Here is a 26,197-nt window from a genome sequence, read left to right on the forward strand (position 1 = left end):
TTGATTATCTACATCTATTTCGATCGAAAAAACTTCTTGCAGTACAAAAAAGGGAAGCGACTTGCTTCCCTGTAATTAACATCGCTCTTAGATTTTTTGGGCAATCTCCGAAGTCAGTTTTTCCAACCCGACGGACAGTGCGTCGACAAGTGCTCCATAGCCTTCGTCCTGTAGAGGCTGAGAGATTTGTATTGGTGCACTCTTTTCTACCTTACCTTCAGCATTAATGAGTAACCATTCCCCCTCAATTTCGATATTGCCTTTGTAGCTACCATTAAATTTATTTAACGTAAGCTGTAGTTTGGCTTCACCATTTTGATCCAACAGGTTGTTCATTTCAGTCGGCCAGTAATGAGTCTGTTTGTGGCGTAGTTCTGTGACGACTCTCTGAGTGATTTGCTCGGAAATACTATGCGCCCATTGATTGTTTCTTGCCTGGATAACTTGAGTCTCAGAGGTTCGGTAAACGATACCACTATCGTTTAAATAACTTGCCAGTTTTACTGGACGAACAACTAAAGTAGGGCGCTGTGAGATATCAGAAGAGCTCAGCGTCACTGGTTCCGCCTTAGGTAGAAGGTACAAAGCTCCTTTAGTTTCTGGAGTGCTACTGCAACCCGTTAGACCGACAAATAGCGCGATAGACAAAAAGAATACTCGTTTCATTAGTTTTGGCCTTTAACTGGGATTGGGTCACTGATTTCATCTTCTCCAAACACGAGAGAGTTTGGCTTTTCGTTTAGCTGTTTAAGTACGGGTTTAAACTCTGTCATCACGCTTTCTAGTTCTTTGAGCGTGGCTTCCATTTCATTGTACATGGTTGAGTTTGGTCCATAACCATCGAGTGTTTTTTGCAACTGCTGCAAGCTTTGGCGAATATCTGTTGGGATCTCTTGCGTCTCTTTTTGATTTAACAGTTTATCAATACTGTCCGCGACACGTTCTGCCGACGCCAACGTCTTTTCCGACGTTTTTAACGTTGAATTGAGAGAGTTAAGCGTTTCTTCCATTGGTAAGCTATTAATCTTATTTAGGAAGTCATTAACTTGGCGCTGAACTTGGGCAAAACCACCACGCATGGTTGGAAATACATCTAAACCTTCAAATTCACTTGGAACGTACTGATCATCATTAGGATAAAAGTCTGCATCAATATAAAGCGCGCCAGTTAACAAGTTACCAGTCTTTAAGGTGCCACGGAGACCGCGAGCAAACTCTTCCTTCAACTTCTCTTTGAACATAGATAAAGATTGGGATTCTAAATCTCCGTACACTCGACCGAGCTCAACGCGCACCAAAACAGGAATTTTTTTCGCAGAGAAGTTTTCTTCTGGTGTTGGTAAACGCATCGGTACTCTCGTCACGGTACCGATACGAAGACCGCGGTACTCAACAGGCGCATTCGCTTTTAAGCCACGTACCGATTCATCAAATAACATGACGAACTCAATGTAGTCATCGTACATGCCTTCTCTCAGCTGCTTAATATCATCGTACAAGCGGAAGTTAACCATGTCTTCTGTGAGTAGTTCGCCGGACTCAAGACCTGGAACGGTATCGAAGGTAACGCCACCCGTTAGCATGCTCTCTAGCGAGCCAAACTTAACTTCAAACCCTTCGGCATTGAGCTGTAAATCAACACCAGAATTCAGCCAAAACTTAGTACGAGTGCGCACTAAGCTGTCATAAGGTTTGAAAATAAAGAGTTGATACAGCGCCTTGCGAGTATCAACATCAAAGCTGGTTTTCTCTACACGACCAACGGTAAAGCCTTTATAAATAACCGGGTCCCCAACACCTAGTTTGCCAGCTTCGCGGTGTGTTAACACAAGACGTAGGCCTTCTGCATCAGGAGAAGCGACTGGTGGTACATCTAATACTGTAAAGTGCTCCTTTTCTACTTTAGATTTACCCGGCTGAAGTTGGATATAAGCGCCAGAGAGCAAGGTCTCTAAACCTGAAACACCATCACGGCCAATACGAGGCTTCACCACCCAGAACATGGTGTCATCTCGCAGCATGCGCTTCGCGTCTTTATTCATCTGCGCCTTAGCGATGATGTGATCGTAGTTTTCACTGAGAGTAACTTCGGTAATCAGACCGACTTTAACATTCAATGCTCGGATCTCGGTTTTACCAACCTCAATCCCATCTGCGGTTGGCAGTTGGAGAGTAATTTGTGGGCCTGTACTGTTGATGTATTGGAACAGCATCCACGCTCCCATGGCTAGCGCAAGGATCGGTACAATCCAGATCGCAGAAATCTGCTTTTGCGGTTTTATTTGAGCGGTTACGTTGTTCTCATCACTCATATTTGGCTTTCTCGTTTAAGTTGTCAGAAATCGGCTCCTGCACTTCGTTTTGTGGCAACTGCCACAACAAACGTGAGTCAAATATCATTGCAGAAAGCATAGTGAAAATGACCACTGCCGCGAAAGAGAGCGCAGCAGGGCCTGGATAAATCGCCATTAAGTTTTGCAACTGAACCAGTGCAACTAAGATGGCTACGACAAAGATATCGATCATGGACCAACGACCAATAAACTCAGTTAAGCGGTATATCTTTAAGCGTGAAATACTTTCTTTAGGAGGAAGATATCGCGCTTTTTGCGCATTGTAATACAGCCACGCGAGTGCCAGCATTTTCGCCATTGGAATGAATACGCTAGCAAAGAAAATTACCATCGCAATAGGGTAAGAACCTAAATGCCAAAGCAGTATTACCCCTTCCATGATAGTTGAACCTTCTGAATGTCCAAGGCTTACGGTATACATCATTGGATAAAGGTTCGCGGGGATATAGAAAATGACTGACGCAAACAAAAGCGCCCAAGCTTTTTGTAAATTATCTGCTGGGTTGTATTTATGAATAGGGCTTTTACAACGAATGCAGTATTGGTGCTTTTTCGCTTCAATTGGGTTGAGTTGGTGACATGTATGGCAACCAATATGGTTGTGGTTATGGTGTGTATCGCCCTCATTTACATCGGGCAGCACGATGGCTGGAATGAAGTGTCCCCAGAGCCAACTTTTGTCAACCATAGAAATACATTTGACTACCAGTACGGTATAAACGCAGAACGCCCAGAATGAAGTCCCCATTCCAATGTCTGCCAGAGAAGCGATTTTAATTAAGCTGACTAATACGCCAATCAAGAATACATCGACCATCAGCCAGGGTTCGACTCGAAACAGAAGGCGACATAAAACTTTCGCCATCCGTTGCTGTTTTTTGGATGGCGTATGTTTACGCGCTTTTAATGCTTCGAGATGAAGAAAGAGAATGAGACCGACATAGATAGCAGGCAATACGACGACCGTTGCGAGAAGCAACACACCTAAAAGTACATTTTGAAATTCAGCCAGCATTTTGGCTGCATGCAATAAGGTGATTTCTTGCGATAGCCCTTGCACACTGAACGACATAAAAGGGAAAGAAATGCTTAACACCAACATGATCAAACATGCCGATGAAATGGCGATCACGCTTTGATAGGGCTTAGCATTCACTTTTGTCAGAGAATGCGCGCATCGAGGACATTGAGCTTTTTGCCCTTGATCGATATCGGGAATACGAACAACAAGGCCGCACTCTTCGCATGAAATTAACTGACGGGAATTAGGTTGAATACTCATCGGGTAGGTTTTGGATTCATTTGTCCTAAGAATACTCTTTTTTAATTAGACACGCTTGTTTTGATTCAGGAGTTTACGAGTTTCTTACTTTTGGCACCATAGTATATGGAAGCTCTAAGATATAAACAAAGTCGCGTTTGGCGCATTATTTTACTGCGAAGATTGGTATGTTGGAAGCCGAAAACCACTTAACGTTGCTGGTTTGGAGAGGGTAAGTGAATTGCTTCAGGAGAGTAAAACAACCCTGCTCAGAGAACGTGAGCAGGGAGGTGGGAGCACTGGTATTTAAGATGAACGGTTGTTTTTTACTCGACGGTTCCGCTCTTGAAAGCATTCGATCCAACTTGCTTTCCACTAATTGTTTTTCCGTAATAGCCTTGATGTTGGTGATATCTCTCTGCGTTTGCGGCCACGTTGCCTTTAAATCGAGGATCTTGTGGGCGTTCGTGGCTATTGACGTATGCCGCGACATCCCACGCTTCTTGTTTGCTTAACTGGACACTTTTCCCAAGCGGCATGTTTTCGTAAATAAAATAGGCCGCGGTGTTAATCCGGTGCATACCTGCACCCCAGTTATACGCAAATTCGCCCCAAAGCGGAGGAATGTATGAATGGCCGTCGGTGCCTTTGATACCCGAGCCGTCGGCGCGATGGCAAGTTTCGCAGTTCTTTTCGTAGACTAATGCCCCTCGCTCTATTGATGGTTCTTGCTCAGGGGCGTTGATTTTTGGGTAGCCACGCCCAGAGAGATTACCTCGTTTTTCAATTGGTAATGCTTGTGCGATGGCTTCGGGCAACGGGAAGTCTTTTGCTTTTCCACCAATTTGCAACGCTTTTGCGTCTAGCTCTGGAATGGGTTCATCCGCCATACCATGTTTGTCAAGCAAGCCGCCCATCGCTAACCAGTAGGCGTAAACACTAAGGGCAACAATTTCTGGCGAATCGTAAGCGGGCGCTTTACCGTTCATGGAATACTCGAAACAACCCTGGATACGGTCTGCATAGCTGTTTACGCGATCGTTTTTCTTACGATATGCCGGGTATGCCATGTAAGCCGCCCACAGTGGCGCAGCGTTTGCTTTTCGTCCTGCCTCCATATGGCAATTGACACAGTTTTGTTCGTTGCCAACGTATTTTCCGCGCATTTGTTGTGAGTTAACAAAGAGCGAGTAACCACGTTTTACTTGCTCACCAAATGCGGTGTTTGGAATTGTGCTGAGATCACGCGGTTTTAAGTATTCACCGTGCTTTTCTTTTTCTATCGCAGGTAGCTCTTTCTGGCGGTCCGGTAATGGATCGTTAGCTAGTACGAGCGTAGAAATGAAAGGCAGTGCGAACAAAGAATAGAAACGTTTCATGACTGCTCCTAGTAACGTAATGAGGCAAAGTAGTAAGCAAGATTTTCGATCTCTTTGTCAGTGAGATTTTTTGCGATGGTCCCCATCATATTGAGCGGGTCGCCACTGCGAGTGCCGTTTTTCCATGCCATCAATTGCGTTTTTAAGTAATCAGCATGTTGGCTTGCGAGGCGAGGGAACTTGTCGACGCCCATACCGCTGGCTCCATGACAAGTCGCGCAAGCTGGAATGTTTCTATCCCAATCGCCTTGGAAAATTAATTTACGATAAGGGTTACGAATATCAGCTTGGTCGCCGCGTTGTTCTGGATTCGTGAACTCATAGCTCGGGAGGTTAGCAAAGTACTCCATAACTTCCTTACGGTCTGCGGGATCGCTGAGTTCCTTCGCCATGCCTTGCATGACCACATTTTGGCGTTCGCCACTAAGGAAGAGTTCTATTTGGGTGTTGAGATAATTCGCGTTCAGACCGGCAATCATAGGCGCAATGTTTGGTTGACCCATACCATCTTGGCCGTGACAACCGCTGCACACGCTGGCTTTTTCAGGAATAGACGAGGCGCTTGCGCCCATTGTGGTTGCCAGCAAACAGGCCGTCACCACAGGTAGTATTTTTGACATGCTGACTCACTTTAATTGTTATTAATATCTCCAAGTGTCTACTGTGATAGTGACTTGGGTTCTGTATTGTCGGCTTTGTCAATAACTAAAGGTATTGTGGATTTCCACATATTTAGAGGATGTGAAGAGCTGCTAAATGGCAGCTCTTCAGGTTTGGTTGTCTACTAAGCTTTGCGGATTTTGGCTGGTAATGATTGGCGAGCAGCGGCTCCTACCACCCAATCTAACAACACGCCTTTCCCTTCTCGGGTTGGGTCAATTAATCCGATGTCGTTAATGTTGACTCCATCTTGGCTGCGAGTTTTTACTGGTTGCTGTTTATCGCCGATCCAGTGCGAGCGTTGTCCTAGCTCGGTATGACCAAACCCATGTTCAAATCCGAGTGTGCCAGGGCGAATTCCGCTGACTATCATCGCAAGTGCGTTGGTGCTTGCAGATGGAGTCTCGATAACAAACTCATCACCCGTTTTAATGCCTGAGCGCTCGGCATCGATTGGATGGATGTACACTGGGTTTACGCCTTTGATCGAGTTCAACCTTGGCGATAGGTTGGATACCGCACTGTGAATGTTGGATTTAAAGTTCGTCAGGCTGAAAGGCCATTCTGAGCTTGGGAACTGGTCTTCCATTGGTGTGCCGTCGGCCAGTTTTTGTGGATGCCATGTTGGGCAACCCGTGTAGAAATCACCGGTCATGGTGTTTCTTGCGCTGCCGACACGTTCATTCCATATCGCAACTGGTCGTGTCCATTTATGCTTCATCTGCTGACCTTGATACGTTTCGCTGGCATTTTCAAAGCGTCCACCGCGAGCAAAAATAAACGCCACACGTTTCATCTCATCCGCTGTCAGCGTCTTCTGCATCGCTGGCATTAAACGCTCTAAGCCTGACCATGCAATGTCTTCTGCCGAAACTTCAGGCACGCCGCCTTTCACATAAGCCAAGTTTGCCGCAGCTCGCAAATAGAAATCTTCGGCGCGATGGAGAGCGTGCCAGTTGCCTTGTGCATCTTGAATTGCGTTGTCACCAAAGCCGCCTAGTTGCATTTTCTTAGCGACATCAATCAGAAAGTTCTCTAAGCAAATCGAGCGACCGTCGGCGGTTTTCTCTGTTCGCGCTTCCACAATCGGCCAACGAGCGGTGACGGTTTTCACTGGAACATCGTGCCAAGGCGTTGCCATGCCCCAGCTTTCGTAAGTAACGGTGTCTGGCACAATGTAATCCGATAACGCGGTGGTTTCGTTAATGAACGCATCAACAGACACAATCAAACCGAGTTGTTTTGGATCTTTAAGCTTATCTTCCAGCAGCGTTTTCAAACCGGGTACACCATACATTGGGTTCGCCATGTGGTTGATCCACGCTTTAACGCGGTATGGATAACCATCAATAGCCGCAGACAGATGCTCAGTCAGCAGTGGCGCGGCAAACGGATACCAAGGGGCGCGAGTTGGGTAAGGGGATTCACCTGCCTCAACGCGACGTTTGTATTCGCTGGTCTTGTGGTATGGGAATTTACTGCGCGATAGAAAGACACCTCTCGGGCCGACTTTGCCAGCAAACTTGGTGAAGTCGTAACGAGGACCCGCAGCGGAAGTTGGGTAGCCACCCGCTTTCGCCATCGCTCCGCCTTTCATGTTGATGTTTCCAATCAACGCATTGAGCATCATGATGGTAAACGAGTTATAGAACCCATTGGTGTGCATGTTGCCACCGTGGGTATCGACTACCGCTTTTGTTCCGTAACTGGTGAAGCGCTTTGCTAGTTCAACAATTTGTTCGACAGGAATCTCACATTGTTGGCTGTAGAACTCAAGGCTGTATTTAAACGCCTCTTCTTTGAGTCTTTGCAGGGAAGATTTTACTCGCACTTCGCCTGATGCAAGCGAAACCGTTTTATCGACAAACAGTGCCGCTTCCCCTGTCTGGGTATGAACACCAAATTCGCCGCTTTGATCATCCACGATGACGTACGGATCGGAGTCAGACAACGCTTCGCCTTCGAATGGCAGATTCAAATCCGACGCGCGTAAAAACGTGCCGTTTCTCGGGTGCTGCTCATCGCTTATCACGAGATGCGTAGCATTACACCAGTGCGCGGTGCCGGCTCGCTTCATCGCGTTTGCCCCCGGCTGCGCTAAGAAGGTTTTGTTGTAGCGTTGGTTTTCGATAATCCACTGGATCATGCCAAGCACGAGGGCAGAGTCGGTGCCTGGTTTGATTGGTACCCAGCGGTTATTGTCACCTGCCGCCAAGCTCGATGAACCCGCAGGCAAACTTGGCGTGATGATGGTGTATTCCAAGCAACCTTCTGTTCGCGCATTGGCGAGTTGACGCGCCTGACGCTTAAAAGGGTTGCCAGCTTGAGCAGGCGACATACCAATAAAGATGATGTATTCGGCATTATCGAAGTCTGGTTTTAAATGGGCAAATTTATCCAAATCATTCATAAATGCGCCGCTGCCAGCACGAAATGCGTAGCCGCAGTAAGAGCCATGATGCCCAAAGTTTCGCGTACCATAGCTGTTGAACGCGAAGCGCTTGAAGATGTCGTCTCGGCCTTCGTTACCGGCGTTGGTCATTAACAGTTGGTTGGCTTTCGGGCCATATTCTGGGTTTTCAGGATCAATGGGCGTTGTTAAATCGCGAATGTCGCGCAAGCCATCAACATGGCCTTCACCAAATAAATCACCACCTTCAACGACTTCTTCTATCAATTGCTCGTAGCTGATCGGAATCCATTTTCCTTCGCCGCGTTTGCCAACTCGTTTCAGCGGTTGAGTGATGCGGTACGGACTGTTGCGAATTTCTAGCATCCCGTTTCCACGTGCGCAGGCGGTGGAGCGACCTTCAAGGCCCGCTTCTCCTGCCAAACTTAAATAAGCATCTTTGACTGGCGTTTCGAACGGAATGTGTTGCTGATGAGAGAGTGGGTGATATGGGTTGCCAGTAATACGCAAAATCTCGTCGTTGCGGTTATCAATGCGCACACGCAACCCGCACAGTGACCAACAACCAAAGCACATGGATGGCGCAACGCGCTGATTTGGATTCGGGATCAGGTTGCCTTTGTTGTTGACCGTGTATTCTGGTTCAAGCGAGTTACCGTGGTGAATATCACGCGTTTTTTCTCCAGCGGTGCCTTCGAGCGCACCTTCGACCATATGTTTGGTGGTGGTGGCGTAACCCGCAGCGAATGCGCCAAGCCCACCCACTGCAATGCCTGATTTCAAAAACTGACGGCGTTTGTTATCCATAATGAAATCCTCTTTGATTAGCGTTCAGTTAAGGTGAGTGATGTTGGTGTCACTTCGGAGTTTCGCTTTGGCTGGATTAACTCTGAAGCGAGTAATGCCAGTGCAAGCCATAATCCGAGCATGCCGATAATGCCTATCCAGCCATTTCCATCCATAGTGAGTTGGTATGGATACAGCCCTGCATCGAATTTAGCTATGGTTTGCACTTCCATGATGGTGAACCAGCGGATCAGCCATGCGCTTGCCAACGTGATCAACGACAGGCACAACGAGCCCATGACACGATGTATACGAGACGTTGTTGACGATTTGGTGTCTCTCATCGTCATAAACGCGAAGGTAATGCTGCCCAAAATAACCAAAGTGAGCAGGGCAATGTTGTGCATCCATTGCTCGCTAGAATAGAGCGAAAAAGCGGAATTGTTGGATGCCCAAATCGGTAGCAGTATCAGCGTTAATACACCGCTGGTAACCACCGATTTTTTCAGTAAATTAGTATCGCCAGATGTTAGCGTCTTTGACTGACTAGGCAGCAAGAGCCAAATCAGCAGAGCGAAACCGACCGAGCCCATAAATGCAGTGACAAACCAAAGAATTGGTGACGCGGGTTGGTGCCATAACGAGCGCGATTTAACGACCGCAATTTCAGCGCCTGTGTAGACAGCGATGGTGATGCCTGATAGTACCGTGATGGCGGACACCATAAGCATGGCTCTACGAGAGAGCACCCACTCACCCAGTGATAGCTTTGAAATTAGAGGCAGTACTTTCCCTGGCTGATTACGTAAGTTGCTTAGATCCTGGCGGAGATACAGCCATGCAGTCACTACCGCTAAACCTGAGAAAACAGGCAAGAAAAGCGATCCTAAAGACATCCATGACCACTGCGTGATGTGCGCGTAAAAATGCCAAGCTCGTCCCGGCTGGTGAAGGTCGCCAGTTAACGCTAATGGCCCCACGATGGCGCCGATGGCCAGCGTCAGCACAAGCGCAGCACGCAGTCTGTGACTAGTGTGTTTTTCAAATAATAGGGCGATTAGGAACAAAATAGCGGCAGCATAAGCCGAACCGATGTAGAAGAAGTACTGCACCGCCCACGGTAGCCAAGCCATCGCTTGAGGTTGGACTAACACTTCGGTGATATTCATGCGTGCTCTCCTTGTGGGTCGTAAATGGCCGGTTGTCCGTCGATATGGCTGGTAAAGCGTTCATCCATGCCGATATAAAACACGTGAGGCTTGGTGCCTTCTTTGGGTTTCAATACTTTGATGTCGTCCTGATGTTCTTTGATTAAGCTGCGAATCTCGCTTGTTGGGTCGTTTAAATCACCAATCACACGCGCACCGCCAACACAGGTTTCCACGCAGGCAGGTAATAGGCCTTGTTCTAAGCGGTGTGCGCAGAAGGTGCATTTGTCTGCGGTGAGCGTGTCTTCACTGATAAAACGTGCATCGTAAGGGCAGGCTTGTACGCAATACGCGCAGGCGACACAGCGACTGTTATCCACCATGACGATGCCGTCTTCGCGCTGAAAGGTCGCTTGAACCGGACAGACAGCCACGCAGGGTGGGTTTTCGCAGTGGTTACAAAGGCGAGGCAGCATAAAGGCCTTTGCTTCTCGTGTGGCTTTCGAACCGTCATCCAGCGTGACTTCGTACTGCTTTACTGTGGTCCGGAACTGACCGATAGGCGCTTGGTTTTCAATGCTGCAACCCACAGTGCAAGCCTGGCAGCCGACGCATTTACGCAAATCCACCACCATGGCATAACGTTTCCCCACTTGTCCTTTTCGGTCAGCGGACTGGTTATTTCGAATAATGTTTCCCGCAGTTGCCGTGCCAATGCCTGCGACTGGAATTAACGCGGCTCCGGCTGTGACCGCGCTGAGAAAGCGACGTTTGGTGGAATCCATAACTCACCTGCTTTTTTTGTTGTATTTGAATTGACTGATTCCATTGTGAGAAATGCACCGCGAGGCTTATATTGTGGATTTCCACATACCCAGACCAAACTTGATCTAAAACAAATGTGGTTTAGGGAAGGTAGCTGTTATTCTTGCTTCATTATTTTCGAAGGAACGATTCGACTCATCATGAACAAAACGCCACGGTTGCTTCAGTTTTGGATTCTTTGCTTGGTTGTCTTTGCATCTTTAGCTCAGGGCGCTGTTTCTGAACAAGCAGATCTGCAAGAGCAAAAGGCAGTGCAGCCAGAGGCCAAGCAGAAAGTCGAAGTGGGCGTGTTAGCGATACGTGGTCATCTTTATGCTGAGCAGAGATGGCAACCGACCATTGATTGGCTCAATCAGCAAATTTCTGATGTGCATTTTGTTCTTCATCCCCTTAACTTGGATGAAATGGGCGAAGCGGTGAAGTTTCAGACGATGGATTTCATCTTAACTAACCCAGGTCAGGCAGTGCGATTGGGTAGGCAATACGCGCTATCGTGGATGGCAACGCTAACCAGCCGAGCGCCGCAAAATTCGAACTACGGCATTGGTTCGGCGCTGGTGGTTCGAGCCGGTTCAAGCTATCAAACATTGCAAGATGTCTCAGGGCTTCCCGTTGCTGCTGTATCAGAAAAAGCCTTTGGCGGTTACTTAACGCTGCGTTACCAGATAGTCGAAATGGGTCTTAATCCTAACGATTTCTTTGCTGATGTCCGTTACCTCGGCTTTCCTATTGACGCCAACCTGTATCAATTGCGTGATGGTAATGTGGAAGCCGCTGTCGTCCCTGCTTGTTTATTGGAACAGATGCAAAATGAAGGTCTGTTACAGCAAGGGGATTTTCGAGTCCTAAATCAACAGCCAAATGAACATTCTTCGTGCGCTGTTTCTACGCCGTTATATCCAAACTGGTCATTTGCCAAAACAGAGCGTGGCTCAGCTCAGCTCGCCAAACAGATTGCGCAAGTCTTGCTTGCTATGCCGCCAGATCACCCTGCGGTTATTGCGGCAGGCGCGTCAGGTTGGACGTCACCCGTCAGCTTGCTGAGCATCGACAAACTTTATCAGGCTCTAGACCTCCATCCGTTGCAACAACCTTGGTGGAGTGAGGCACTGCGCTGGCTGCGTAGCCATCAAGAATGGGCGTGGGCACTGTTTATTTTTGTGATTGTATTGAACGCTTACCACTTTTGGCTTGAGTATCGATTTAGCAAGAGCAAGCAAGCGTTGGAGCATACATCGTTACGTTTAAAAGAGAAAAGTGAACAGTTAGAGCATTCACAAAGAGTCGCGATTGTCGGTGAAATCGGCACCAGTCTTGCCCATGAGCTCAATCAGCCATTGGCGGCCATTCGCAATTACAGTGAAGGCGGTTTACTTCGCTTGGCCAAAAAGCGCCCTCATGAAGATATTGTCCCAGTGCTTGAGAAAATACAGGGGCAAGTTGAACGAGCCGATGCAATTATTCAGCGCTTAAGAACGTTGATCCGCAAGCGTAGTGTCGACAAAGCGCCGTGCGATCTTCAAGTTCTTATTGATGACACGATTGAGTTGCTCCATTTTCGAATGCAGAAGCAAAATATTTCGATTGTGACCAGTATCGAAGGGAACGTCCGCCCGGTACTTGTCGACGCTGTGGGCGTTCAACAGGTTTTAGTTAATGTGATCAGTAACGCGATTGATGCGTGTACTTTGTTCCAAGAGAAATATCACTCGTCAGGTTATCAAGGTAAAATTGCCCTGCATAGTGACTACCAAGTCAATCAACTTTCCATTCGAGTATTGGACAACGGCACAGGGTTGCAGCAAGAGAATCCAACTCAAGCGTTTGTGAGTAGCAAAGAAGAGGGGCTCGGGCTGGGGTTAGCCATTTGTCGTGATGTAATGGAAATGCATGGTGGCGAGTTTCTCATCAGCTCGACAGCGCCACATGGCTGTTTGGTTGAGCTCGTGTTTCCGTATCAAAACTAATCTGAACTAGGCATAGGAGCATTCAATGAGCAGCGGTGAAAAGCAGTTACCTGTTTTTGTAGTCGACGATGATGAATCGGTGCGTGACTCGCTCGCTTTTATGTTGGAAGAACATGACTTCAACGTCACCACTTTTGCTGATGGGCAGTCTTTCCTCGATGAGGTGGACGTTCAGCAAGCGGGGTGTATCATTCTTGATAGTCGAATGCCAAATCTTCGTGGTCAGCAAGTCCATCAAATTTTAAATCAAGCCAACAGTCCCTTGGCCGTTATTTACCTGACCGGACATGGTGATGTCCCGATGGCGGTCGATGCATTACAAGCTGGCGCGGTCAATTTTTTCCAAAAGCCAGTCAAAGGAGATGAGTTGGCACAAGCCATTTTGCAGGGGCAAGTGCAGTCGGCTGCAAACCTTGATATGGCGGCGGCAAAATCGGCGTATGAATCGCTCACTCCCCGAGAAAAAGACATTTTACGTTTGATCATTGCAGGCAAGCGGAACATTCGAATTGCTGATGAGCTTTGCATTGCAATGCGAACGGTTGAAGTACACCGCGCCAACCTATTGAAAAAGTTCTCAGCGAAAACCGTCGCAGAGTTGGCATATATTTATGGCAAGCTAGATTAGAGCTTAGTGAGTGACGCTTCTTAATGCTATTTTGTGGATACAACTTGAGCTTTATGACGACTCGCGTATTATCTTCTTCGTTCCTACTTTATCTGAATTCTTATGAGTTTATTGACTAAACGACATCACACGCCACATAAACGGGTGAAATGGCTACTAGCGATTATTGGCTGGGTGGTTGTCGTGTGTCTGATGCAAAATTCAGGTTTTGCATCGTCATGCTCTATGAAGTACGAGACGGTATCGCCTGTTGTTTCACTTACTGATGAGGGTTCGAGCGTCAAGTCGATTGATGCTAAAGAAACCAGCAAATGCGAATTGTCTGAAAAGTTAATTCAATTTTCTCAACATCAACTCGATGCATTTATTGTTGTTCTGTTTGTCGGTCTTTTGGCGTCGGCTATTTGGATGTGCTGCGCTTATATTCGCGCACAACATTGGACGGAGCCGATAGGTCGTAAGTATCGAGTCCATCTGACTTTCTGTGTATTCCAAGAATAAAAACGTGCTTTCTGACCAATAACGTCAGCGGTTTAGCACATTTGTTTTTATTATTAGGAATTACTATGAATCAAATTACCAAACTGACTCAGTTCGCGTCTATGTTCTTTATGACGCTGGCTTTGAGTTTGTTCTCTCTGAATATTTCAGCACAAACTACCGATACCGGTTGGATGACCAACCCGCAACATCCTCCAGTGCAAACGCGCTTTGTACTAACGGGTCAACAAGATCCGCAAGCCAAAACACTTACAGGTTATTTGGATGTCAAGTTAACCGGAGAGTGGAAAACTTACTGGCGATCGCCGGGCGAGGGTGGTGTCGCGCCATCGATAGATTGGCAAAACTCGCAAAACCTGAGCAAGGTTGATTGGCAATGGCCATATCCGCAAAAGTTCGAGTTATTGGGCATTGAGACTCTCGGTTACAAAGGCGACACTTTGTTCCCAATGACGATGCATATCGACGATATGTCGAAACCCGTCACGATTGATGCAGTGCTCACGCTTTCTTCCTGTACGACGATTTGTGTGCTGACGGACTACCAAATCCAATTGACGTTCTTACCTTCTGAGCTGAAAGTGGACGAAGACGTGATGTTCAGTTACGCCCAAGCGGTGAGTAATGTTCCTCAACCTTCGCCTTTTGTTGAGGTCACGCAAACAAATTGGGATGCGACGCAATCCAAATTACAAATCAAACTAAAGAACACGCAAGGTTGGCAAAATCCTCAAGTGTTGGTGGATGGTGTTGGTGATGCGATTCGTGACTACAGCTTCAAGTTGGATGGACTTCAGCAAGAAGGTGATATCGTCACAGCAAATTACTCGGTTAATACCTGGCTGGGTGAGGTAGAGCTTAATGAACAATCGTTATATGTTTCTATCAAAGATGATAACTTGCTGGTCGAAGAGGTAACACAAGCACAAGCAGGAGCGGTTACATCGTCACTGCCAACTACCTCTTTAGCGAGTATTTTCTTATTTGCACTGTTAGGCGGTTTGATTTTGAACATCATGCCGTGTGTGCTGCCTGTATTGGGGATGAAGCTCAGCAGTATTGTGGCTGCGCATGGTGTAGAGCGCCGTCAAATTCGTACCCAGTTTATCGCTTCTTCTCTGGGGATTCTCACTTCGTTCTGGCTGATAGCTGGATCCATTTTGGTGTTGAAGCTTACGGGTAATGCGATCGGTTGGGGCGTGCAGTTCCAAAGCCCTTGGTTCCTAGGATTGATGGTACTAGTCACTGCTTTGTTCGGCGCCAATATGTTGGGATTATTTGAAATCCGTCTGTCATCGGGTACTAATACATGGCTCGCATCGAAAGGTGATAACTCTCTAGTGGGTCACTACGTTCAAGGTATGTTCGCTACTTTGCTTGCGACACCTTGCTCCGCACCGTTTTTAGGCACCGCCGTTGCTTTTGCCTTGGGCGCGGACGTATTAACGTTATTTGCTACCTTTACAGCATTAGCATTGGGCATGGCACTGCCTTGGATCTTAGTCGCTGTGTTTCCAAGTGTCGCGCTGAAACTACCTAAGCCCGGTCCATGGATGAATGTCGTTAAGATCGTGTTTGGCATAATGATGTTGGCAACCAGCGTTTGGCTGCTTTCATTAATGGCAAATCATGTTCCGATGTTATGGATTGCACTCATCGCTGTGGTTGCTTTTGTCGTCATGATGGCAAGAGTTAAGCGTGTGTATGGTGAGAAAGCACTTGCTGTATCGGGGACCGCATCGTTAGTGTTAATAGCTGGCGGCTTACTACTTGGCAGTGTCACTGCTGACCAATGGGCAACGCCACTTCCGGATGATCTAGCTTGGCAAAAGCTTTCTAATTCAGCGATTGAAGAGCACGTTAATAATGGGCGAGTGGTGTTTGTGGATGTGACTGCGGATTGGTGTGTCACGTGCAAAGCGAACAAGATCGGCGTGATCTGGCAAGATCCTGTCTACTCATTGCTGCAAAGCCCTAATGTGGCGACGTTAAAAGGAGATTGGACACATCCGGACGGCTCGGTAACGGACTTTTTACGAGCTCATGGGCGTTACGGTGTGCCGTTTAACATCGTCTATGGCCCGGCGGCGCCACAAGGTATCCCGTTACCTGTTATTCTGACTGATGATGTTGTTTTAAGCGCCGTGAAACAAGCGAGTGGGGGAACCATTCAATGAGTTCGACAAAGCAGCGTAGAACATTCCGATATTGGCTCGTTCAAATCGTACAGATGGTGCTCATGGTCACCGCTATTTCTATCGCGATGGATTGGTATCGCACCAAAGATATTCCGAGACAGGAGGCACCACCATTGAGCTCAGTATTGAGCGATGGTGAATACTTCGATGCAATCGCGCAAAGTCATGAACAACCTGTCGTTATTTATTTTTGGGCGACTTGGTGTCCCGCTTGTAAATTTGTAAGCCCAAGCGTGAGCTGGCTGAGTGATGACTATGCCGTAGTTGGCGTTTCTGGCTCATCGGGGCCGAATGAGCGCGTGGCGCAGTTTATGCAGGCAAAAGAATATCGTTTTGAAAACATAAACGATCCTTCAAGCGATATTATGCGTGAATGGAAAATTAGCGTGACTCCAACCATTTATATTTTAAGAAATGGTGAAGTGACCTCTATTACGACAGGCATCACAACGCCGATAGGAATATTGGCGAGAATTTGGTTGGCTCGATAACGAAATAAAAATCCGATATTCAAAATACTAAATATCGGATTTTTTCTTTTTATTTTCTCGCTCCAACGGGAATCATAATGTGTGCGTATGGCGTGCCTTTCCACATCACGTATGGGCCACCATAACTTGGGTCGGTTGGTAGAGAGTCCAGCAACGCTTGGTCTGGGGTAATAATCATCAAGTGTGGTCCTTCCACAATCCATTGATTATCGTCCGTCATCCCTTCTGCAAATGGGTCGGTGTTACTGGCACCGCCATCACCCGCTAACATGTAAGAAATACCTAATGCTTTGGCTTGGAAAGGTTTTTTGTTCATCCAAGCGTCTGCCCATTCCATCCAAGGACCATCCATACACATTGGCGCTGTGCCTTCCAATTGAGGAGGCGTTGGGAAGCAAGTGTATTGGCTAGAACCTTCTTGCAGAACATTATTGTTCCAGTCCATCACTGTTACTTTATCGCGAATAGTCGGTGGTGCAGCACTCAGAGCATCTTCTAAAAGTGCTTTTGAATCATCGGCTGCGAATGCGCCAAAAGCGCAGCTGACCGAAACAACAGCAGTTAAATAAGGAGTTAGTTTCATAAATTAAACCTCAAGTTAATACAACATGAGAATTTGAGCACTTTAATTATAGAATGATATTAAAAATAAGAATCATTATTTAAATGGAAAATAATAAGCGATAGGTTTGTTATGTTAATTTAAATATTGTTTTTATATACAGCGAATAGAATGATGGAAATAAGATTCGCTGAATAATCGAAGCAGATTATCAGGACATATTTTTTCTTTATGCACTTAAAAATTCCATCGGAATCACGGGCTAGTACTTTTCAAAATTTCATCTATTTCTACTGGTTAGCGCTGAATAACCAGTCGGTTACGTTTCATAGAAAATTAGCTATTCAATAAGTGCCTAGGTACGTATTGCGTGTTACATTCGAGCATCGTTCTGGTTATCAAGGACGAAATGATGGATGTTTCAATACCACGATCCGGATGGACAAGATTTGCCTCGAAATACTTATAGTGGATCGGTCGTGCATACGGCATATACCGAAAGTGAAGTTGAACAACTCTGTCAGCAGGCGGGGTTGGAAGTGGTTTCCCTAGAAAATGTGATTGGTTATGTATCTGGTGTTGGTTATGTGTGTCGATACGTGATGCTAGAGCTGAAAAAGTCACACCGCTGAAATAAGTAACAAACAAGGACTGTTTTTGAAAACACAAGATTTAACCGAGTTCGGGTCGGGCATTGAATACGATGCCCAATACGAGCAGCATTACCATCACGACATTGCTTTCATCACAAGGTTAATCGAAGAGACCAATGCTCTAAGTGTACTGGATGTCTGTTGTGGTTCCGGCATTGTCACGATTCCAGTCTCTGAGCAACTCAACGAAGCCATTGGCATTGATATTTCTGAAGGGATGCTCAAACACGCAAAGGACAAAGCCAAAAGCAGGAGTAACTTGCGTTTTCTTCACCTCGACGCAACCCAGTTTTCGTTAGGTAAGAAGTTTGACCTAGCCATAATGACAGGGAATGTATTCCAAGCCTTTTTAAGTGATGAGATGCTAGCAGGTGCACTGAGCTCAATATCAAGACACCTCGAAAAAGGTGGGCGATTTGTCTTCGATACGCGGTTACCAACGCCAGAGAATCTAGAACTGGATAATGAGATGGCGCTGTGGCAAACCTATGTTTCTCCAACCTATGGTGAAGTGAATTATTTCGGTATGAAGGCCGAGTATGACTTGCAAACATCCATCATGTATTTGAAGAAAGAGCGCCATTTTGAAGGTGGAACGATTGAGTATTCCAGCATTGATTTAAAATATCGTCCGCTGGAAGACATAGAGGTTTTCCTTGAACAAGCGGGATTCAGAATCATAGAGAAGTACCAGTCTTGGTCAGCGCAAGTATTTGAGGCGAATGCCAACTCGCTTGTCTGTGTGGCTGAGAAAATATAAACCAATGTTGAGGGATACAATGCAAGGGTTTCGAATTACTACATTGTTAGATGACATGGATTTAGACGTTATCTACCAGTTCATTTCAAACAGTTATTGGGGAAAGGGCATTCCAAGAGAACGCCTTGAGAAGTCATTGCGCCATTCGTTCTGTTTCGCGGTTTTGGATGACGAAAATCAACTCGTCGCTTTTGCTCGGTTAATTACCGATCGCACCACGTTTGCGTATCTTGCCGATGTGTTTGTAGTGGAGGCACACCGTGGTAAAGGCATCAGTAAGTGGTTGATCTCAGAAATTGTTGCTCATCCAGAACTACAAGGCTTACGCCGTATGATGCTTGCAACCCGCGATGCTCATGGGTTGTACGAACAGTTTGGGTTCACCCCTATTGCTCCAGTAGAAAACTTTATGCAAATCTGGAAACCGAATGTTTATCAGAGCTAAATCATGATGAGAGTTGAAGCTCAACAAGTGGCAATCAGATACCTCAAAACAACAGACGCTGCTCCCCTGTTTGAAAACTATTTAGGCGATGAGCAAGCATGTCGCTTCCTCAATCGCCAAGCCCACCAAAATTCAAATCAAACCCTTGAAGCTATCGAAAGATGGCGTGCTCAATATGATCAAAAGTCTCCCAATCTATTAGTCTTCACCATTGAAGAACTTACTTCTCAAACTCCTATAGGCTGTCTGGTGCTGATACCTGAGCAAGACAGCAGTGAAATCCATTTTGGTATTTCTGCTCGCTATCAGGGAAAAGGCTATGCAACCCAAGCCTGCAAACTTGGCGTTGTTTACCTGCAAAGCTTGGGTATAACGCGCATTCGCACTGCCCCGCATATTGGCAACCACGCGAGTATTCGTGTGTTGGAGAAATGTGGCTTTATCAGCCAAGGCATTTTAAAAGCGCATGCGGTTTTTCCTGCTCTAGGACGTGAGGCGCAAGACTGTATGGATATGCGATTGGAGGATACAGAACTGCGCCATTTTGCACGTTGTTCAGAATGAAAAGGGGGGCGGTTGAAACGAGCGGTTACAGAGCTTGTTAGTCGCCATCGTAGACAGCGTCTTTGCTGAATGATTCGTCGAGATTTTTTAGTCTTTGATTGTCAGAGGCGACTGACAAAGCCTTACCAACTGTGACAACCAAACCGCTATTAAAGCAGGATATTATTCCTTCAACTTTGTGTTTTAGGAGTAGTCATTAGACTACCCAATAATTGTTGGAATAAATAATGACGAAACGTTGGTTTGTCTCCGCTGTGAGCATCGCGCTGCTCGGCGGTGGTACGTATTTCTATCTCCAATCTGCTGCTCAACCAGAATTGCTGCCTACATTGATTGTGGAAAAAGGCACGATTGAAAAACAAGCGGTGGCTGTTGGTAAAATTGTCCCTGCACACTCCGTGTCTATAAAGTCACAAATCGACGGTATCGTCGGTGAAATTTACGCGAAAGTTGGTGAAAAAGTGAAGCAAGGCCAGCCGCTGATCAAAGTACGACCAAACCCAACTCCCCAAGCATTAACGGATGCATCGGCAGAACTCATGCGTAGCGAAGCCGATCTGGAATCCGCCAAACAAAAACAGTCCAACTTAGAAAGCTTGGTCAAGCAGGACATTATTCCAAGTAACTACGACGAATACGTAAGTGCGTGCTCGGCAGTCAAATCTGCGCAAGCGGACGTATTGCAAAAGCGCCAGAATCTCGAACTCATCCGCAGTGGTGAGGCGTCTATCGGTGATGCGCGTTTAACGTCGACGATCTACGCGCCAATTGATGGCACAGTACTCAACCAGAAAGTAGAGGTCGGAGAGCCGATCATCTCGACTCAATCAAGCCAAGCCGCGACTGAAATGATGTCATTGGCCGACATGAACAGTCTGATTTTTAAAGGTAGCGTCAGTGAGCATGATGCTGCGCAGTTGTCTCCGGGAATGCCCGTTATGTTGACGGTTGCGCCTTATCCTGATGTGGCGATTTCTGGTGTGCTAACCAAAGTGGCGATTCAATCTGAGAACCTTAACTCACCAGAAGGCAACGCTTCGGCAAAAAGTTTTGATAACGGTTTTGAGGTTGAAGTGGGAGAACTCAAGATCCCACAAGATGTGTTGCTTCGTTCTGGTTTTTCATCGACGGCTCAAATCATTCTGAAGAAGTCTGAAAACGTGCTCACTCTACCGGAGCGCGCTCTGCAATTTGATGGTGACGCACCGAATGTTCTGATCCCCGATAGCTCAGAACAAGGGTTTCATAAACAACCTGTGAAACTCGGTCTGTCAGATGGCATCAATGTTGAAGTGCTTGACGGCGTGGAGCTTGATGAAGAGGTTATCGACAACAGCATGATGGGAGCGGCGCATGGTTAAGCTGCAACGATCAAAAATCGCCTTTGCATTGTTGGCTTCCACGCTCAGTTTGCCGACCTACGCAATTTCTATTGAACAAGCTTGGCAACAAGCAAAGCAGAACGATCCAAATTACGAAAAAGCGAAAATCGGCGTCCAGCTTGGCGAGGTTGGCGTACAGAGTAGCCGCAGTGCGTTATTACCGGGTTTAAGTGCCAGTGCGTCAGCGGATTGGAATGAGTCCTCAAGCCATTCCAACAGTTACGGCGCTACCTTATCTCAAACTATTTGGGATAGCAGTTTGTGGTCGGAACTGGATCAAGCGAATGCCAATTATCTCAAAGCACAGTTAGAGCTATCTCAATCGCATAACGAGCTTGCGCAGAAGTTGCTCAACGCTTACCTAGATGTGGCAAGCGCACAGGGCGACCTCAAATTGGCGCAGTCCAAGCTGGAGGAGGGGAAGGAACTTCTCAACATCATTGAGAAACGCTATCGAGCAGGCAAAGTGAAGTCGGTTGATGTCGAAGAGATGCGAGCGAATCAAGTCTCTGAGCAAGCAAGTATCCTCAATGCAAAAGCCGATCTCGAAGTGAAAAAAGCAGAGCTTGCGGCGTTAATCAATCAAATGCCGGAGAGTGTCGACCAAATTCGAACGGATTCTTTAATTCAGCCGCCGATGCTGGTGGACTCTCTGGAGCAATGGCTAAAGCTGGCGAAAGACAGCAGTCCAGAGCTGCTGGTGGCGGCGCAGATGGTGAAAGCGAGCGAGTTCGCGAAAGATTCAGCTAAAGGTGGATACTACCCAACCGTCAAAGGCAGTGTGGGCTACAGCGATGGTGACAATCGTTCAAACGGCGAGTTTAACGCTGGGATTAGTTTGAGTTTGCCGATTGACCTCAATGGTGCAGTGCGAGCGAAAGTGGACGAAGCATCGTTGAACATTTTAAGCGCCAAGCAAGATATGCGTAGAGTGGAAATTGATATTCAGAAACGAGTTATTCAGCAGTTTACGCAGGTCGATATCAATTGGAATCAAGTTTTAATAGCGAACGAGCTGGTTGAGTCGCGCGCCAGAGTGTTGCAAAGCAAAGAGAAACTTTACGACGCTGGTCTGCTTGAAGTGTCGGAAGTTATCAGTGCACACAACAGCTTGTTTGAGGCGAAAAACAGTCTGCAAACCAACTTGTACAGCTATTGGCGTAAGAGAATCGGCTTACTGCAAACCGCAGGGAAACTCGATGACGATACAATGGCGTTGATCTCTCGGGCTTTTCATTCATGAGCAGCCTGTTGCAGCAAACTTGGCAAACGTTGATGGCGCACCGTATGAAGAGCGTGCTAGCCATTATCGCGATTGCTTGGGGCGTGATCTCTGTGGTGGTGTTAATCGCACTTGGCGAAGGCTTTTATCGCCATCAGACCCAGTCGTTTTCATTTATGATCAACAATGTGCAAGTGGTGTTTCCGTCGAGTACCAGTAAACCGTGGCAAGGGTTACCTTCAAGACGACAAATTGATATTCCACAAGAAAAAGTCGACATGATCAAACGGTCGGGCTTCGTGCAACAGGCGTCGAGCGTTTACGCCAAATGGGATGCGAATATCACCAATCTCAAAGGACAGAATTTATCGAGTACGGTCAGCGGTATTGATACGTCTTACTTTCCTTTAATGCAATGCAAGCTGCAATCCGGTTCGAGAAACCTGTCACCAAGTGATATGGACAACCACACTCGCGTGGCGGTGTTAGGCGATCAAATTGCGCAAATGGGCGGAATCCAAATCGGGGATAGGCTCAAAGTCAACGGCATTCCGTTTTTGGTGATTGGGATAACCGTTGGTGAGGACACTGGCATTTCATTCGGCGATAGCCGCACGGTTTTCATTCCTCAAACAACGTACCGCGATTTGTGGGATGCGAAACCTTGGATGGTATTGATGAAGCCGAGAGACGGGATGGATGCACCGTCGTTTCGACAAAATATCGTAAACTTTTTCGCCAAGCAGCTTCATTTTGACCCAAGTGATAAAGATGCGGTCGAATTACCCGATTTTAGTGAAGGTGCAGCGGTCATCAGTGGAATTTTGCGTGGCATTCAGATTTTTCTTGGAGCGAGTGGCGCGATGACCATGGCGGTCGGTGCGCTTGGCGTTGCCAACATCATGTTTTTATCCGTCACCGAGCGCACGCGTGAAATCGGTGTGCGTTTGGCGATCGGGGCGACTCAAAAATCCATACTCAGTCAGTTTATTCTTGAGGGGCTTATTTTGGTAGCCGTGGGCACGGCATTAGGTCTGATGTTTTCGTATGCCGTGGTGTCTGTCCTAAGCAGCATGGCATTACCGGAATGGATTGGTTTACCTGTGATCACGCCAGATTCCATTGCTTGGTCTTTACTTGTGACGCTTATCTTGGCATTGATGGCATCGTATTTCCCAGCAAGGCGAGCATCGCGTCTCACGCCAGTCATTGCTTTGAGTGCGAGGGCCTAGTCATGTTGTTACCGATGAGACAAATTTTCCAAGAAATGGCTGCAGAAAAGCTGAGATTGGGTTTGACCATTCTGGCTGTAGCGTGGGCGACCCTCTGTATCGCTGCTATGTTGGCGGTAGGTGAGGGCATTCGTCAGGGGGTATTGAAAACCGCACAAAATGGTAACGGCAACTTGATCTATTTGACCGGAGGGATGGCCACCGTCGACCACGGTGCTTTTCACCAAGGTAAGTTTCTGACGTTAAAAATGGACGATTCAGAGATCGTTCGAGCATTACCCGATGTAAAAAGCGTTGCGCCAACTGCGAAGTGGAAAGAGCGCATCACCGTTGGTGACAGAAGCTCGTGGCAAGAGCCGTTAGCGGTCACGAGCGAGTTTCAATCCATGACCAATTTGGTGCCGATGGCGGGGGGACGATGGTTAAATCCACTCGATCAAAAAGAGACGCGCAAAGTCGTTGTACTGGGTTATGAACTGGCAGCCGACTTATTCAACCCGAATGAGGACTTTAGTTGGTTTGCGACAGTCACATTGCAAGTCAACCCTGTGGGACAAAAGGTAAAAATCGGCAATGAGGAGTTCACAGTTGTGGGCGTATTGGAGAAAAACAGCGCCCAAATAGAACAGGGGGATCTTATCAACTATTCCAGCTTTGTGCCGTTAGCGACGTGGAAGCGATTTCATGTCAACGGTGAAATTGGTGGCATCAATGTGCAACCACAAGCCGATGTAGACCGAGAAGCCTTAGCAAAGACGATCAGGCAAGTGATTGCCCGTAAGCACGGGGCAAGTGTCAGTGATGAACAGGTCGTCCAAGTCGATGATATGTTCCTTAAACAAAAGAGTATGCAGCAGTTTCTGATAGGTTTGCAGAGTTTTCTTGGCATTATCGGCTTCGTGACGTTAGCTGTTGCTGGCGTCGGCATTGCCAATGTGATGTATGCCACCGTAAAGCGATCTACGCGTGATATCGGCGTGCGCATGGCAGTCGGTGCAACCCCAACGGCTATTCGTATGCACTATTTAGTACAGTCTTTATTGACAATGATGATGGGGGGCGCGCTTGGATTAGCCGTGACGTACGCGCTGGTGTCTGCCATCAGTTCCATTCCTTTAGAGGGCAATGCCTTTTATGAACAACTGGGTAAACCTGTCCCTGAGTTGTCGTGGGTCGTTGTCGCGATTGTCATCCTCACCTTAGTGATCATAGGTGTGGCATCTGCATGGTTACCTGCAAACCGAGCCGCAAAAGTCAGCCCGTTGGAGGCGCTACAAAGTGAATAACAATAATAACTCTGGAGAGAACATGTCGAACAAGCCGCTTGTTGAGCTGACCAACATCTGTAAATACTACTCAAGCGGGGAGGCGGAAGTTCGCGCGCTAGACGGCGTTGACTTAACCATTAATCAAGGCGAGTTTCTTTCGATTCTTGGCCCGTCCGGTTCGGGTAAGTCAACGTTGATGAACATGCTCGGCTGTTTAGATAAGCCCACCGATGGCGAGTACCAACTTGGCGGTCAAAACGTCGCAAGTTTAAGTGCGAATGACCTGGCTGGCATCCGTAACCAGAGGATCGGATTTGTCTTCCAAAGCTTTAACTTATTGGAATACGCGACGGCGCTCGATAACGTGGCACTGCCGTTGGTTTACTCTGGCATCAAAGCCAAAGAACGTCGACAGCGCGCTGCTAAATTGCTAGAGCAAGTCGGGCTAGGGGATCGTTTAGACCATAAACCAAACCAGCTTTCTGGTGGTCAAAAGCAGAGAGTTGCGATTGCAAGAGCCTTGGTCAACGATCCGCAAATCATCTTAGCGGATGAGCCAACGGGTGCATTGGATTCAAAATCCGGCGCAGAGATTGAAGCCTTGTTCAACCAACTCCACGCTGAAGGCAGAACCTTGATCATCGTGACGCACGATAACGCGCTCGCAGAACGCACCAAACGCATCATCACCATCAAAGATGGTAAGGTGATTTCGGATAGGGTGCCGGTAGGTAGAGAGAAATGAGCTTTTCTTAATTGAGAACTGAGTTTTAAGGGAAATAGCGATACAGAGGCTATCTCCCTTTACTTTTTATTCGCGATGTTCGTTTTGTCTCTCTTTTATCAAGTCATGCTTTTGTTCTTTAAGTAGAGTGATTGCGAGTTTAGTGTCCTCAATCAATTTACTGCTATCGTTGAGATCTTTGCTCTTCAAAGGCAAAACCAGATAATGAATGCTGCCATCCTCATTCTGTACTCCGGTAGCAATGATGACATCACCTTCAGACGCCGTACCAAAATACTCTGAAACCACTTTGGTTTCGCTGACACCGTAGCTATCCAAATAGGATGATTCCGTGTTGTCAAACAAGATAGGAACCCCTTGCTTAGCTAATGTTCGCAATTGTTCTTGCTTTTGCTCGTCGAATGGATAGTCGGTTGTACTGATATAACTTACCTGTTCAGCTTCAATAAAATCGTACAGTTCATTGCTCAATTCATTTAATGGGGCAGATATCCAAGGTGTAGCTGGAATGACATCGGAAGTAGCGTCATTGTCATTCTGTGGTGTTGGAACGGTAACCACCTCTTGAGCAGCATCGCTCTCAGGAGGCGTTACATTCATTGTCGCAGCGTCTTCTGTCTTGATTTGCTCGTCAAGGCTTGCAACAGGTTCGGTCTGGGAATTCTTGTTATTTGAATTAATTAGAAATATGGCGAGTACTGCACCAAGTGCTAGCGCCGATCCAGTCAAGAGTTTTTTATTACTTGTCATGTCTTA

At 47.0% G+C, this 26,197-nt stretch carries 23 protein-coding genes and 1 pseudogene; 14 read left to right on the top strand and 10 right to left on the bottom strand.

Annotated elements, in window-relative coordinates; genetic code table 11:
• Nucleotides 1-87: 87 nt before the first annotated feature.
• From MSG33_RS15320 to dsrO, 8 genes are all read right to left on the bottom strand, one after another.
• Nucleotides 88-666, bottom strand: a complete 579-nt coding sequence (locus tag MSG33_RS15320; RefSeq protein WP_124008334.1) for an ABC-type transport auxiliary lipoprotein family protein — start codon at nucleotides 664-666, stop codon at nucleotides 88-90.
• Nucleotides 666-2,312, bottom strand: coding sequence for an intermembrane transport protein PqiB (pqiB, locus tag MSG33_RS15325; protein ID WP_145473695.1), 1,647 nt, complete (start codon nucleotides 2,310-2,312; stop codon nucleotides 666-668). Before pqiB ends, MSG33_RS15320 begins: the two co-directional genes overlap by 1 nt.
• A complete protein-coding gene (locus MSG33_RS15330; protein WP_046874435.1) occupies nucleotides 2,305-3,636 on the bottom strand; it encodes a paraquat-inducible protein A in 1,332 nt (443 codons plus the stop codon). The genes pqiB and MSG33_RS15330 overlap by 8 nt, the downstream gene beginning before the upstream one ends.
• Before the next feature lie 305 nt (nucleotides 3,637-3,941).
• Entirely contained in the window at nucleotides 3,942-4,994 is a 1,053-nt protein-coding gene (locus MSG33_RS15335; RefSeq protein ID WP_248381387.1) for a c-type cytochrome, read from the bottom strand.
• 8 nt (nucleotides 4,995-5,002) lie between these two features.
• Complete coding sequence (locus MSG33_RS15340; RefSeq protein WP_248381388.1) at nucleotides 5,003-5,614, bottom strand: c-type cytochrome; 612 nt, start codon at nucleotides 5,612-5,614, stop codon at nucleotides 5,003-5,005.
• 164 nt (nucleotides 5,615-5,778) lie between these two features.
• The gene (locus tag MSG33_RS15345; protein WP_248381389.1) at nucleotides 5,779-8,871 is read right to left on the bottom strand and encodes a tetrathionate reductase subunit A; all 3,093 of its coding nucleotides are present in this window, start codon (nucleotides 8,869-8,871) and stop codon (nucleotides 5,779-5,781) included.
• 17 nt (nucleotides 8,872-8,888) lie between these two features.
• Nucleotides 8,889-10,019, bottom strand: a complete 1,131-nt coding sequence (gene nrfD / locus MSG33_RS15350; protein WP_248381390.1) for an NrfD/PsrC family molybdoenzyme membrane anchor subunit — start codon at nucleotides 10,017-10,019, stop codon at nucleotides 8,889-8,891.
• A complete protein-coding gene (gene dsrO, locus MSG33_RS15355) occupies nucleotides 10,016-10,783 on the bottom strand; it encodes a sulfate reduction electron transfer complex DsrMKJOP subunit DsrO (protein WP_248381391.1) in 768 nt (255 codons plus the stop codon). Before dsrO ends, nrfD begins: the two co-directional genes overlap by 4 nt.
• A 180-nt stretch (nucleotides 10,784-10,963) precedes the next feature.
• Between dsrO and MSG33_RS15360 the strand changes: the two genes are divergently transcribed.
• The 5 genes from MSG33_RS15360 (at nucleotide 10,964) to MSG33_RS15380 (ending at nucleotide 16,608) form a co-directional block, all read left to right on the top strand.
• Nucleotides 10,964-12,790, top strand: a complete 1,827-nt coding sequence (locus tag MSG33_RS15360) for a sensor histidine kinase (RefSeq protein WP_248381392.1) — start codon at nucleotides 10,964-10,966, stop codon at nucleotides 12,788-12,790.
• 25 nt (nucleotides 12,791-12,815) lie between these two features.
• Nucleotides 12,816-13,418 carry a response regulator gene (locus MSG33_RS15365; RefSeq protein WP_047010025.1) on the top strand — a complete coding sequence of 201 codons (603 nt, stop codon included), beginning with the start codon at nucleotides 12,816-12,818 and terminating at the stop codon, nucleotides 13,416-13,418.
• A gap of 102 nt (nucleotides 13,419-13,520) precedes the next feature.
• The gene (locus tag MSG33_RS15370; RefSeq protein WP_248381393.1) at nucleotides 13,521-13,919 is read left to right on the top strand and encodes a hypothetical protein; all 399 of its coding nucleotides are present in this window, start codon (nucleotides 13,521-13,523) and stop codon (nucleotides 13,917-13,919) included.
• A gap of 65 nt (nucleotides 13,920-13,984) precedes the next feature.
• Nucleotides 13,985-16,096: a protein-disulfide reductase DsbD domain-containing protein gene (locus MSG33_RS15375; RefSeq protein ID WP_248381394.1), complete on the top strand. Its 2,112-nt coding sequence runs from the start codon at nucleotides 13,985-13,987 to the stop codon at nucleotides 16,094-16,096.
• Nucleotides 16,093-16,608, top strand: coding sequence for a protein disulfide oxidoreductase (locus tag MSG33_RS15380; protein WP_248381395.1), 516 nt, complete (start codon nucleotides 16,093-16,095; stop codon nucleotides 16,606-16,608). The genes MSG33_RS15375 and MSG33_RS15380 overlap by 4 nt, the downstream gene beginning before the upstream one ends.
• 49 nt (nucleotides 16,609-16,657) lie before the next feature.
• On the opposite strand, the gene MSG33_RS15385 is transcribed toward MSG33_RS15380, so the two are convergent.
• Entirely contained in the window at nucleotides 16,658-17,191 is a 534-nt protein-coding gene (locus tag MSG33_RS15385; RefSeq protein WP_012841605.1) for a hypothetical protein, read from the bottom strand.
• 314 nt (nucleotides 17,192-17,505) lie between these two features.
• On the opposite strand from MSG33_RS15385, the pseudogene MSG33_RS15390 reads away from it, so the two are divergent.
• The 9 genes and pseudogenes from MSG33_RS15390 to MSG33_RS15430 form a co-directional block, all read left to right on the top strand.
• A pseudogene (locus MSG33_RS15390) lies at nucleotides 17,506-17,802 on the top strand (hypothetical protein); the annotation flags it as partial.
• A gap of 25 nt (nucleotides 17,803-17,827) precedes the next feature.
• Nucleotides 17,828-18,583, top strand: coding sequence for a class I SAM-dependent methyltransferase (locus MSG33_RS15395; protein ID WP_248381396.1), 756 nt, complete (start codon nucleotides 17,828-17,830; stop codon nucleotides 18,581-18,583).
• Between the two features lie 19 nt (nucleotides 18,584-18,602).
• Nucleotides 18,603-19,028 carry a GNAT family N-acetyltransferase gene (locus MSG33_RS15400; RefSeq protein ID WP_025502999.1) on the top strand — a complete coding sequence of 142 codons (426 nt, stop codon included), beginning with the start codon at nucleotides 18,603-18,605 and terminating at the stop codon, nucleotides 19,026-19,028.
• 3 nt (nucleotides 19,029-19,031) lie between these two features.
• The gene (locus MSG33_RS15405) at nucleotides 19,032-19,592 is read left to right on the top strand and encodes a GNAT family protein (RefSeq protein WP_229628260.1); all 561 of its coding nucleotides are present in this window, start codon (nucleotides 19,032-19,034) and stop codon (nucleotides 19,590-19,592) included.
• 227 nt (nucleotides 19,593-19,819) lie between these two features.
• Nucleotides 19,820-20,953 (top strand): efflux RND transporter periplasmic adaptor subunit, encoded by a 1,134-nt coding sequence (locus MSG33_RS15410; RefSeq protein WP_248381397.1) that lies wholly within the window; start codon nucleotides 19,820-19,822, stop codon nucleotides 20,951-20,953.
• Nucleotides 20,946-22,217 carry a TolC family protein gene (locus MSG33_RS15415; protein WP_248381398.1) on the top strand — a complete coding sequence of 424 codons (1,272 nt, stop codon included), beginning with the start codon at nucleotides 20,946-20,948 and terminating at the stop codon, nucleotides 22,215-22,217. The genes MSG33_RS15410 and MSG33_RS15415 overlap by 8 nt, the downstream gene beginning before the upstream one ends.
• Nucleotides 22,214-23,428 carry an ABC transporter permease gene (locus MSG33_RS15420; protein WP_248381399.1) on the top strand — a complete coding sequence of 405 codons (1,215 nt, stop codon included), beginning with the start codon at nucleotides 22,214-22,216 and terminating at the stop codon, nucleotides 23,426-23,428. Before MSG33_RS15415 ends, MSG33_RS15420 begins: the two co-directional genes overlap by 4 nt.
• Before the next feature lie 2 nt (nucleotides 23,429-23,430).
• Complete coding sequence (locus MSG33_RS15425; protein WP_140116105.1) at nucleotides 23,431-24,714, top strand: ABC transporter permease; 1,284 nt, start codon at nucleotides 23,431-23,433, stop codon at nucleotides 24,712-24,714.
• A 22-nt stretch (nucleotides 24,715-24,736) separates the two neighbouring features.
• Complete coding sequence (locus MSG33_RS15430) at nucleotides 24,737-25,441, top strand: ABC transporter ATP-binding protein (protein WP_248381400.1); 705 nt, start codon at nucleotides 24,737-24,739, stop codon at nucleotides 25,439-25,441.
• A 66-nt stretch (nucleotides 25,442-25,507) separates the two neighbouring features.
• Here MSG33_RS15430 and MSG33_RS15435 read toward each other — a convergent pair whose 3' ends face one another.
• Nucleotides 25,508-26,191 carry a topoisomerase I gene (locus MSG33_RS15435; protein WP_248381401.1) on the bottom strand — a complete coding sequence of 228 codons (684 nt, stop codon included), beginning with the start codon at nucleotides 26,189-26,191 and terminating at the stop codon, nucleotides 25,508-25,510.
• Nucleotides 26,192-26,197 lie beyond the last annotated feature (6 nt).

Origin of the sequence: Vibrio sp. 1CM7H, assembly GCF_023161645.1 — a bacterium.
Classification (GTDB): Bacteria; Pseudomonadota; Gammaproteobacteria; order Enterobacterales; family Vibrionaceae; genus Vibrio; species Vibrio diabolicus.

Bases quoted from the DNA above. Each gene is read 5' to 3' on its own strand.
- MSG33_RS15375 (WP_248381394.1), top strand. From the start codon at position 13,985: ATGAATCAAATTACCAAACTGACTCAGTTCGCGTCTATGTTCTTTATG.
- MSG33_RS15420 (WP_248381399.1), top strand. From the start codon at position 22,214: ATGAGCAGCCTGTTGCAGCAAACTTGGCAAACGTTGATGGCGCACCGT.
- MSG33_RS15400 (WP_025502999.1), top strand. From the start codon at position 18,603: ATGCAAGGGTTTCGAATTACTACATTGTTAGATGACATGGATTTAGAC.
- MSG33_RS15340 (WP_248381388.1), bottom strand. From the start codon at position 5,614: ATGTCAAAAATACTACCTGTGGTGACGGCCTGTTTGCTGGCAACCACA.
- MSG33_RS15370 (WP_248381393.1), top strand. From the start codon at position 13,521: ATGAGTTTATTGACTAAACGACATCACACGCCACATAAACGGGTGAAA.
- MSG33_RS15385 (WP_012841605.1), bottom strand. From the start codon at position 17,191: ATGAAACTAACTCCTTATTTAACTGCTGTTGTTTCGGTCAGCTGCGCT.
- MSG33_RS15410 (WP_248381397.1), top strand. From the start codon at position 19,820: ATGACGAAACGTTGGTTTGTCTCCGCTGTGAGCATCGCGCTGCTCGGC.
- MSG33_RS15425 (WP_140116105.1), top strand. From the start codon at position 23,431: ATGTTGTTACCGATGAGACAAATTTTCCAAGAAATGGCTGCAGAAAAG.
- MSG33_RS15365 (WP_047010025.1), top strand. From the start codon at position 12,816: ATGAGCAGCGGTGAAAAGCAGTTACCTGTTTTTGTAGTCGACGATGAT.
- MSG33_RS15405 (WP_229628260.1), top strand. From the start codon at position 19,032: ATGATGAGAGTTGAAGCTCAACAAGTGGCAATCAGATACCTCAAAACA.
- MSG33_RS15435 (WP_248381401.1), bottom strand. From the start codon at position 26,191: ATGACAAGTAATAAAAAACTCTTGACTGGATCGGCGCTAGCACTTGGT.
- MSG33_RS15430 (WP_248381400.1), top strand. From the start codon at position 24,737: ATGTCGAACAAGCCGCTTGTTGAGCTGACCAACATCTGTAAATACTAC.
- MSG33_RS15380 (WP_248381395.1), top strand. From the start codon at position 16,093: ATGAGTTCGACAAAGCAGCGTAGAACATTCCGATATTGGCTCGTTCAA.
- pqiB (WP_145473695.1), bottom strand. From the start codon at position 2,312: ATGAGTGATGAGAACAACGTAACCGCTCAAATAAAACCGCAAAAGCAG.
- nrfD (WP_248381390.1), bottom strand. From the start codon at position 10,019: ATGAATATCACCGAAGTGTTAGTCCAACCTCAAGCGATGGCTTGGCTA.
- dsrO (WP_248381391.1), bottom strand. From the start codon at position 10,783: ATGGATTCCACCAAACGTCGCTTTCTCAGCGCGGTCACAGCCGGAGCC.
- MSG33_RS15330 (WP_046874435.1), bottom strand. From the start codon at position 3,636: ATGAGTATTCAACCTAATTCCCGTCAGTTAATTTCATGCGAAGAGTGC.
- MSG33_RS15360 (WP_248381392.1), top strand. From the start codon at position 10,964: ATGAACAAAACGCCACGGTTGCTTCAGTTTTGGATTCTTTGCTTGGTT.
- MSG33_RS15345 (WP_248381389.1), bottom strand. From the start codon at position 8,871: ATGGATAACAAACGCCGTCAGTTTTTGAAATCAGGCATTGCAGTGGGT.
- MSG33_RS15335 (WP_248381387.1), bottom strand. From the start codon at position 4,994: ATGAAACGTTTCTATTCTTTGTTCGCACTGCCTTTCATTTCTACGCTC.
- MSG33_RS15415 (WP_248381398.1), top strand. From the start codon at position 20,946: ATGGTTAAGCTGCAACGATCAAAAATCGCCTTTGCATTGTTGGCTTCC.
- MSG33_RS15320 (WP_124008334.1), bottom strand. From the start codon at position 666: ATGAAACGAGTATTCTTTTTGTCTATCGCGCTATTTGTCGGTCTAACG.